Consider the following 7,676-nt stretch of genomic DNA (forward strand, 5'->3'; position numbering starts at 1 on the left):
AGGAGACAGATATGAACCTTGAGAAATACTCAGAGCGCGTGCGCGGCTTTATCCAGTCCGCGCAGACTATGGCGCTTTCCCGCAACCACCAGCAATTCACCCCTGAACATATCCTGAAAGTGCTCGTCGACGACGACGAGGGCTTGGCCGCGTCGCTGATCGAACGCGCCGGCGGCAACGTCCGCGACGTCAAGCTTGGCGTCGAGACGGCGCTCGAAGCGATGCCCAAGGTCGAGGGCGGCAATGGCCAGCTCTATCTGGCCCAGCCGCTGGCGAAAGTGTTTTCGACCGCCGAGGAACTGGCCAAGAAAGCCGGCGACAGTTTTGTCACGGTCGAGCGGCTCTTGCAGGCGCTCGCCATGGAAAAGTCGGCCAAGACCGCCGACATATTGGCCAAGGCCGGCGTCACCGCGCAGGCGCTCAACCAGGTCATCAACGATGTCCGCAAGGGCCGCACCGCCGATTCGGCGAGTGCCGAACAGGGCTACGACGCGCTGAAGAAGTACGCGCGCGACCTGACTGCGGATGCCCGTGCCGGCAAGCTGGACCCCGTGATCGGCCGTGACGACGAGATCCGCCGCACCATCCAGGTGCTGTCGCGCCGCACCAAGAACAATCCGGTGCTGATCGGCGAACCCGGCGTCGGCAAGACGGCGATCGCCGAAGGCCTGGCACTGCGCATCGTCAATGGCGACGTACCGGAATCGCTGAAGGACAAGCAGCTGATGGCGCTCGACATGGGCGCGCTGATTGCCGGTGCCAAATATCGCGGCGAGTTCGAGGAGCGGCTGAAGGCCGTGCTCTCCGAAGTCACCTCGGCCAGCGGCAACATCATCCTGTTCATCGACGAGATGCACACGCTGGTCGGCGCCGGCAAGGCGGATGGCGCCATGGATGCGTCCAACCTGTTGAAGCCGGCGCTGGCGCGCGGCGAACTGCACTGCGTCGGCGCCACCACGCTCGACGAGTATCGCAAGCATGTCGAGAAGGATGCAGCCCTTGCCCGGCGCTTCCAGCCGGTTTTCGTCGACGAGCCGACGGTGGAAGACACCGTTTCGATCCTGCGCGGCCTGAAGGAGAAATACGAGCAGCACCACAAGGTGCGCATTTCGGATTCAGCGCTGGTGGCGGCGGCGACGCTGTCCAACCGCTACATCGCCGATCGCTTCCTGCCGGACAAGGCGATCGACCTGGTCGACGAAGCCGCATCGCGGCTGCGCATGCAGGTCGATTCCAAGCCCGAGGCGCTGGACGAGATCGATCGCCGCATCATGCAGCTCAAGATCGAGCGCGAGGCGCTGAAGGTCGAGACGGACGATGCTTCGAAGGACCGGCTCGCCCGCCTGGAAAAGGAACTCGTCGGCCTTGAGGAGGAATCGACCGAGATCACCGCCAAGTGGCAGGCCGAGAAGCAGAAGCTCGGGCTCGCCGCCGACCTGAAGAAGCAGCTCGACGAGGCGCGCAACGACCTTGCCATTGCCCAGCGCAAGGGTGAATTCCAGCGCGCCGGCGAGCTTGCCTATGGCAAGATTCCGGAACTGGAAAAGAAGCTGAAGGAGGCCGAGGCCCAGGACGGCAAAGCCGGCATGGTCGAAGAGGTGGTTACCCCCGACCACGTCGCCCATATCGTCTCGCGCTGGACCGGCATTCCGGTCGACAAGATGCTGCAGGGCGAGCGCGACAAGCTGCTGCGCATGGAAGACGAGATCGGCAAGCGCGTCGTTGGCCAGGGCGAGGCGGTGCAAGCTGTGTCGAAAGCGGTGCGCCGCGCCCGCGCGGGCCTGCAGGATCCGAACCGGCCGATCGGCTCGTTCATGTTCCTCGGACCGACGGGTGTCGGCAAGACCGAGTTGACCAAGGCGCTGGCGAGCTTCCTGTTCGACGACGAGAGCGCCATGGTGCGCATCGATATGTCGGAGTTCATGGAAAAGCACTCGGTCGCCCGGCTGATCGGCGCGCCTCCCGGCTATGTCGGCTATGAGGAAGGCGGCGCGCTGACCGAAGCGGTGCGGCGCAGGCCCTATCAGGTCGTGCTGTTCGACGAGATCGAGAAGGCGCATCCGGATGTGTTCAACGTGCTTTTGCAGGTGCTCGACGACGGCCGTCTGACCGACGGCCAGGGCCGCACGGTCGACTTCCGCAACACGCTGATCATCATGACGTCGAACCTCGGCGCCGAATATCTCGTCAACCTCACCGAGGACCAGGATGTCGATCTGGTGCGCGACGAGGTGATGAACGTCGTCAGGGCATCGTTCCGGCCGGAGTTCCTCAACCGCGTCGATGAGGTGATCCTGTTCCACCGGCTGCGCCGGCAGGATATGGGCCGCATCGTCGAGATCCAGCTCAAGCGGCTCGAGAGCCTGCTTGTCGACCGCAAGATCACGCTATCGCTGGACCAGGAGGCGGTGGATTGGCTGGCGGCCAAGGGCTACGACCCGGCCTATGGCGCGCGGCCGCTGAAGCGGGTGATGCAGAAGGAATTGCAGGACCCACTGGCGGAGAAGATCCTGCTCGGCGACATCCTCGACGGCTCGACCGTCAAAGTGACAGCCGGTTCCGACCGGCTGAATTTCCGCTCCAAACCGACGATCGTCGCGGCGGAAGCGGCAGCCTGATCCTGCGCCGCGCGTCCTTCCTGGACGCGCGGCGTTTTCATATAAAACGTGGGGCGGGGATGACACTGGACGACTACAACAGCTTCTGCGACTCGCTGCCTTCGACGACCCATGTCGTCCAGTGGGGTGGCGCCCATGTTTGGAAGGTGGGGGCCAAGGTCTTCGCGATCGGCGGCTGGGACGATGGCCAGCAGCTCTTCGTCACCTTCAAATGTTCCGATATCGCCTATGATGTGCTCAAGGAACAGCCGGGGCTACGGCCCGCACCCTATCTTGCCTCGCGCGGCATGACATGGATCCAGCGTCGGACAAGCCAGAGCATGGATGATGCCGCGCTGAAGGACTATCTGCGCGAGAGCCATCGCCTTGTCGCCCTGAAGCTTACCAGGCAGGCGCGCAAGGAATTGGGACTTGCCGAAAGCTAGCCTATATTCCTTGAGGCGCCGGAAAACCGCCATCTTCATGCCCGGTTCATGTTGGAACCATAGGATGGTGTAACTGGTTTGCTGGCGAAGGGGTTCGCCAGAAGACAATGCCGGCGGCGGCAAATTTACGGACCGGAGAATTTGGCCACGATGTTCCGCACGATCTTTGCCCTCTCGGCGCTAGCCGCCGGGCTTGTGTCTTCCGGGGCGTTCGCCGCGCCGACGACGGACAATGCGCCAAGGGTTGTCCGCGCTGCCGATACCGGGGGCATCCTTGTCGCCCAGGACGGTAATCTCGACATCTACTACGACGCCAGGGGCAACCGCGTGATCGTCGATGCCGATACCGGCAAGGTCATCGCCATCCAGCCGCCGCAGACCCGGCTCGACCGCCGCGCCTTGCGCCGCGAGACACGACTGCGCGAACTGGGCCGCGCCCCCGAAGGCGACGACCGCTACTATCTCGACGATCCGGAAGACATGGCGCGGTTCCGGCGCAAGCAGTTGGAAGAGGAAGGCCGCGTTATCCCGCCGCCGGCGGATGAGTACGATCCCTATGGGGACAATTCCGCCGAAGCCTACCCGCCGGCGCCGCAGGACGATGGCAATTACGACGACAATTATCCCGACGCGCCGCAGCCGGCTAAGCCGGGTACAATCAAGCGCCAGCCGCTGAACGAGGCCGCGATAGACCCTGCCCAGCCGACGACACCCGCCGATCAGGCGGCTCTGCCGCCAAAGGCCGGCGACAAGACCACCGTTGCCCCGGCACTTTCGCTGGGAGCGGGCCAGGATGTCGCCGCCCTTCAGGTGCTGCTCGACCGGGGTGGCGCTTCGCCTGGCGTCATCGACGGGCGTTTCGGTTCGAATGTCGACAAGGCGCTCGCCGCCTACAACCAGATCACCGGCGCCAATCTGCGATCGACCGACGCGGTCGCCATCCAGGCGGCACTTGCGCAATCCGGCGGCGATGCCTTCGCCAACTACACGATTACAGCGGAGGACGCGGCCGGTCCCTATGTCGCGTCGATCCCGGAAGACTACAGCCAGAAGGCGCAACTCGACCGCATGGGTTATACGTCGGTGACCGAGGCGCTCGCGGAGCGCTTTCACATGGACGAGAATTATCTCAAGGCGCTCAACCCGGAGGTCGATTTCAATCGTCCCGGCACGATCATCAAGGTCGCCAATTTCGGCAGGCTGGTTTCGACGCCGGTGGCGCGTATCGTCGCCGACAAGGACAAGAAAGAGGTTTTCGCCTATGACGCCGGCGGCAAACTGGTCGCGGCCTATCCCGCAACCATCGGCTCGTCGGATACGCCGTCACCGTCCGGCATACACACGGTGTCGCGCGTGGCGCTCGATCCGAACTACACCTACAATCCCAGCATCAATTTCAAGCAGGGTCAAAACGACAAGGTCCTGACCATTCCGCCGGGCCCGAACGGTCCCGTCGGTTCGGTCTGGATCGCCCTGGATAAGCCGACCTACGGCATCCACGGCACGCCCGATCCGTCGAAGATCGGCAAGACCGAGAGCCATGGCTGCGTACGCCTGACCAACTGGGATGCGCGGGAGCTGGCCAAATTGGTTTCGCCGGGCGTGACGGTGGAGTTTGTCGGCGGGCCCTCAGCCGATAACCTTGCGCAGCAGTGAACCGCGAAGCGCGGCGGCATAGACCAACTGCACGATCAGGATGAAGCCGACGCTGAGCAAGGGACTGACAAGCGAGAGTGCGGCGCCGGCCGCCCACAGGATCTGTGCCTTGATGATGCGCAGATAGACCGTGCGTTTGGTTTCCGCATCGATATCCTCTGCTACGAAGCCGCTTTTCTCCGCATAACGCCAGCTCGCGAACAGCGTGACGCCGAGCGCCAGCAGATTGAGCCAGTAGACCAGCACCGCGGTTCTGAACTCGAGGAAGTCGGCCAGAAGGTCGGTCGAGAAGGGCAACAAGGCGATGAAGGCGAGAAAGCAAAGGTTCAGCGTGGCAAGCCGTCGATCGGATTTGGCGATCAGACCATGCTGCGCCTGCTGGCCAAACCAGAAGATGGTCAGCGTCAGGAAGCTCAAGGCGTAGGTCAGGAAACGCGGCGCCAGGTCGGCGATCGCGGCGAGCAGCTCGCGTTCGGAATGGATCGCCTCGTGCGCCGGCACCCTGATTTCGAGAACGATCAGGGTGAGCGCGATGGCGAATACGCCGTCGGTGATCCCGACGATACGGCCGCGTCCCTCAGCCGATGCTTCAAGTGGCCGCTTCATCGATGTTTCCCCATCGGCACCTTCCGGAAACCTAGCATGGTTGCCGCCATTTGCATCTGACAGGGTGCGACCCTGGCCAAACGGCTGGTTTCAGCGACAGCAAGCCACTGGCTGGTTGTTGCCGGTGCGCCAGGGGTTTAAGCAAGGTTTCATGCATTCACCAAGTGAAGCCGCCGCCGTCCCGCTGACCAATCCGGTCACGAATGGAACGTTTTGTCCGCAGTCGCGGCGACGATTTGTGCTGGTCGCGGCAATTCTGGCCTCGGCGCTTGGCTTCATAGACGGCTCCATCCTGGCCATCGCTACACCAGCGATCCGCGTCAATCTCGGCGCAAGCCTTGCCGAGGCGCAGTGGATTTCCAATGCCTATGCGTTGACGCTCTCGGCGCTGATTTTGGCCGGGGGCGCTGCCGGCGACCGATTCGGTCTGCGCCGCGCCTTCGTGGCCGGCATCGCGCTGTTCATCCTCGCTTCGCTTGCCTGTGCGCTGGCGCCGAATGCAATTGTGCTGATCGCATTTCGCGCGTTGCAGGGCATCGGTGCGGCAATCATGGTGCCTGGCAGCCTCGCCATCATCGCCAAGGCCTACCCGAAGAAAGAACGCGGCCGCGCGATCGGCATCTGGGCGGCGGCTTCGGCGCTGACCACGGCACTTGGCCCGGTGTTCGGCGGCTTCGTGCTGTCGGCCTTCGGTGACGGCATCTGGCGGGCGATCTTCGCCATCAACCTGCCGCTGGGCTTGATTTCGATCTGGCTTCTGCTGGCCAAGGTTCCGGCCGATGCGCCGACGGAGAAACGCAGCCTGGATCTCGGCGGTGCAGCGCTCGCGACATTGGCTTTCGGTGCGCTTGCCTATGGGCTGACCTCGATGAGCGCCAGCGGCGAGGGCCTCATGGCAGGGCCGAGCATTGCCGCCGGCGTCGTATTGCTGGCTGTCTTCATCGTCTTCGAGCTTCGTCAGGGCGAGCCGATGATCGACCTCAGCCTGTTTCGCGTCGGTGCTTTCGCCGGCGCCAATGTGGCGACGTTCTTCCTCTATTTTGCGCTGTCGGCCAACCTTTTCTATCTGCCAATGCTGCTGATCGCCGGCTGGGGGCTGAGCACGGCCGAGGTCGGCTTCATCTTCCTGCCCTTGTCGGCATCGATCGCGCTTTTGTCGGGACCTGTCGGCAAGCTGTCGGACCGGATCGGACCGCGTTTTCCGATCGCCTGCGGCAGCCTGGTCGTGGCTTTTGCGTTTGCCGGGCTGGCCTTGCTCACCTACGCCGGCATCCACAATTTCTGGACGGGAACATTTCCGCTGATGGGGCTGATGGGGCTCGGCATGGCTCTGGTCGTGTCGCCCTTGTCGACCGCGATCATGACGGCGGTGGAGGACAAGGACACGGGGGCGGCCTCCGGCATCAACAATGCCGTCTCACGCATCGGCGGTCTGATCGCGGTGGCGGCGATGGGCTCGCTTGCCGCGTGGGTCTACGCGAATGCACTGGACGCGAGCGCAACGTCCGGCATCCCGGGATTTGGTGAACCGGCGCCAGCCGGGCTTGCCCCGGCCATCGATGCGACAAGGCTCGCCGCCAGCGACGCCGCGTTTGCCGCGGTTTCTTCGGTGACCGCGCTGCTTTGCCTGCTTGCGGCTGTCATCGCCTGGACGACCATTCCCGGTGATCGATTGCCATGGCCGCGACGGGCCGAAGATACGCCAGAATGAAGCCGATCAACCGTCGATCTTGGCGCTCGCAACCTTCAGCGAATCGCTGTCTTCCTGCTTCAACAGTTCGTCGATGCGTTCGCGTTCGCGCTTGAAGGCGACGAGGTCATCGCCCTTCAGCACCTTGCCGACCGGCAGGCGGACACGCATCGGATCGACCTTGGTGCCGTTGACGATCAGCTCGTAGTGAAGATGCGGGCCGGTGGCGAGGCCGGTCTGGCCGAGGAAGCCGATGGTCTGGCCCTGGCGGACGTGCACGCCCGGTTCGATGCCTTTGGCAAAGGCGCTCTGGTGATTGTATGAGGTTTCGTAGCCATTGGCGTGGCGGATGATGATCTGCTTGCCGTAACCGCCGGCCCAGCCGACCTTCTCGACCGTGCCGTTGCCGGCGGCGATGATCGGCGTGCCGATGGGGGCTGCCCAGTCGACGCCGGTGTGCATGCGGACATAGCCGAGGATCGGATGCCTGCGGGCGCCGAACCCGGAGCGGAATTTCCCGGCGGGCAGGGGATTGCGCAACAGGAACTGCTCGGCACTCGAACCGTCCTCATCGAAATAGTCGGTGCCGCCGTCCTGCATCTGGAAGCGGTAGAAGTTGCGGGTCTGGCCGCCGAACGTCGCCGAGACGTAGAGAAGCTCGGAGCTGTCCGAGGTCTGATC

At 63.8% G+C, this 7,676-nt stretch carries 6 protein-coding genes (1 of these 6 cut by a window edge); 4 read left to right on the forward strand and 2 right to left on the reverse strand.

All coding sequences use genetic code 11. The features are described 5' to 3' along the window. Nucleotides 1-11 precede the first annotated feature (11 nt). The 3 genes from clpB (at nucleotide 12) to A9K65_RS08260 (ending at nucleotide 4,699) form a co-directional block, all read left to right on the forward strand. The gene (gene clpB, locus A9K65_RS08250) at nucleotides 12-2,618 is read left to right on the forward strand and encodes an ATP-dependent chaperone ClpB (protein WP_013529464.1); all 2,607 of its coding nucleotides are present in this window, start codon (nucleotides 12-14) and stop codon (nucleotides 2,616-2,618) included. A 59-nt stretch (nucleotides 2,619-2,677) separates the two neighbouring features. Next, on the forward strand, nucleotides 2,678-3,043 hold the full coding sequence (locus tag A9K65_RS08255; protein ID WP_013529465.1) for an MmcQ/YjbR family DNA-binding protein: 366 nt from the start codon (nucleotides 2,678-2,680) through the stop codon (nucleotides 3,041-3,043). Between the two features lie 150 nt (nucleotides 3,044-3,193). Then, entirely contained in the window at nucleotides 3,194-4,699 is a 1,506-nt protein-coding gene (locus A9K65_RS08260; RefSeq protein ID WP_064993045.1) for a L,D-transpeptidase family protein, read from the forward strand. Here the strand turns inward: A9K65_RS08260 and A9K65_RS08265 are convergent. Then, nucleotides 4,673-5,305 carry a TMEM175 family protein gene (locus tag A9K65_RS08265; RefSeq protein WP_064993044.1) on the reverse strand — a complete coding sequence of 211 codons (633 nt, stop codon included), beginning with the start codon at nucleotides 5,303-5,305 and terminating at the stop codon, nucleotides 4,673-4,675. The genes A9K65_RS08260 and A9K65_RS08265 overlap by 27 nt on opposite strands. A gap of 151 nt (nucleotides 5,306-5,456) precedes the next feature. Between A9K65_RS08265 and A9K65_RS08270 the strand changes: the two genes are divergently transcribed. Next, entirely contained in the window at nucleotides 5,457-7,016 is a 1,560-nt protein-coding gene (locus A9K65_RS08270) for an MFS transporter (protein ID WP_064993043.1), read from the forward strand. Between the two features lie 6 nt (nucleotides 7,017-7,022). On the opposite strand, the gene A9K65_RS08275 is transcribed toward A9K65_RS08270, so the two are convergent. After that, nucleotides 7,023-7,676: the end of a M23 family metallopeptidase gene (locus A9K65_RS08275; RefSeq protein ID WP_064993099.1), read on the reverse strand. 1,314 nt of this gene lie beyond the right edge of the window; only the last 654 of its 1,968 coding nucleotides appear in the window; its start codon lies beyond the right edge, outside the window — the gene reads right to left on this strand; its stop codon occupies nucleotides 7,023-7,025.

Source organism: Mesorhizobium sp. WSM1497 (assembly GCF_001672455.2).
GTDB lineage: Bacteria > Pseudomonadota > Alphaproteobacteria > Rhizobiales > Rhizobiaceae > Mesorhizobium > Mesorhizobium ciceri.

What these genes read in the sequence shown, in the direction of transcription:
- A9K65_RS08270 (WP_064993043.1), top strand. Translation starts at nt 5,457, where the DNA reads ATGCATTCACCAAGTGAAGCCGCCGCCGTCCCGCTGACCAATCCGGTC.
- A9K65_RS08255 (WP_013529465.1), top strand. Translation starts at nt 2,678, where the DNA reads ATGACACTGGACGACTACAACAGCTTCTGCGACTCGCTGCCTTCGACG.
- A9K65_RS08260 (WP_064993045.1), top strand. Translation starts at nt 3,194, where the DNA reads ATGTTCCGCACGATCTTTGCCCTCTCGGCGCTAGCCGCCGGGCTTGTG.
- A9K65_RS08265 (WP_064993044.1), bottom strand. Translation starts at nt 5,305, where the DNA reads ATGAAGCGGCCACTTGAAGCATCGGCTGAGGGACGCGGCCGTATCGTC.
- clpB (WP_013529464.1), top strand. Translation starts at nt 12, where the DNA reads ATGAACCTTGAGAAATACTCAGAGCGCGTGCGCGGCTTTATCCAGTCC.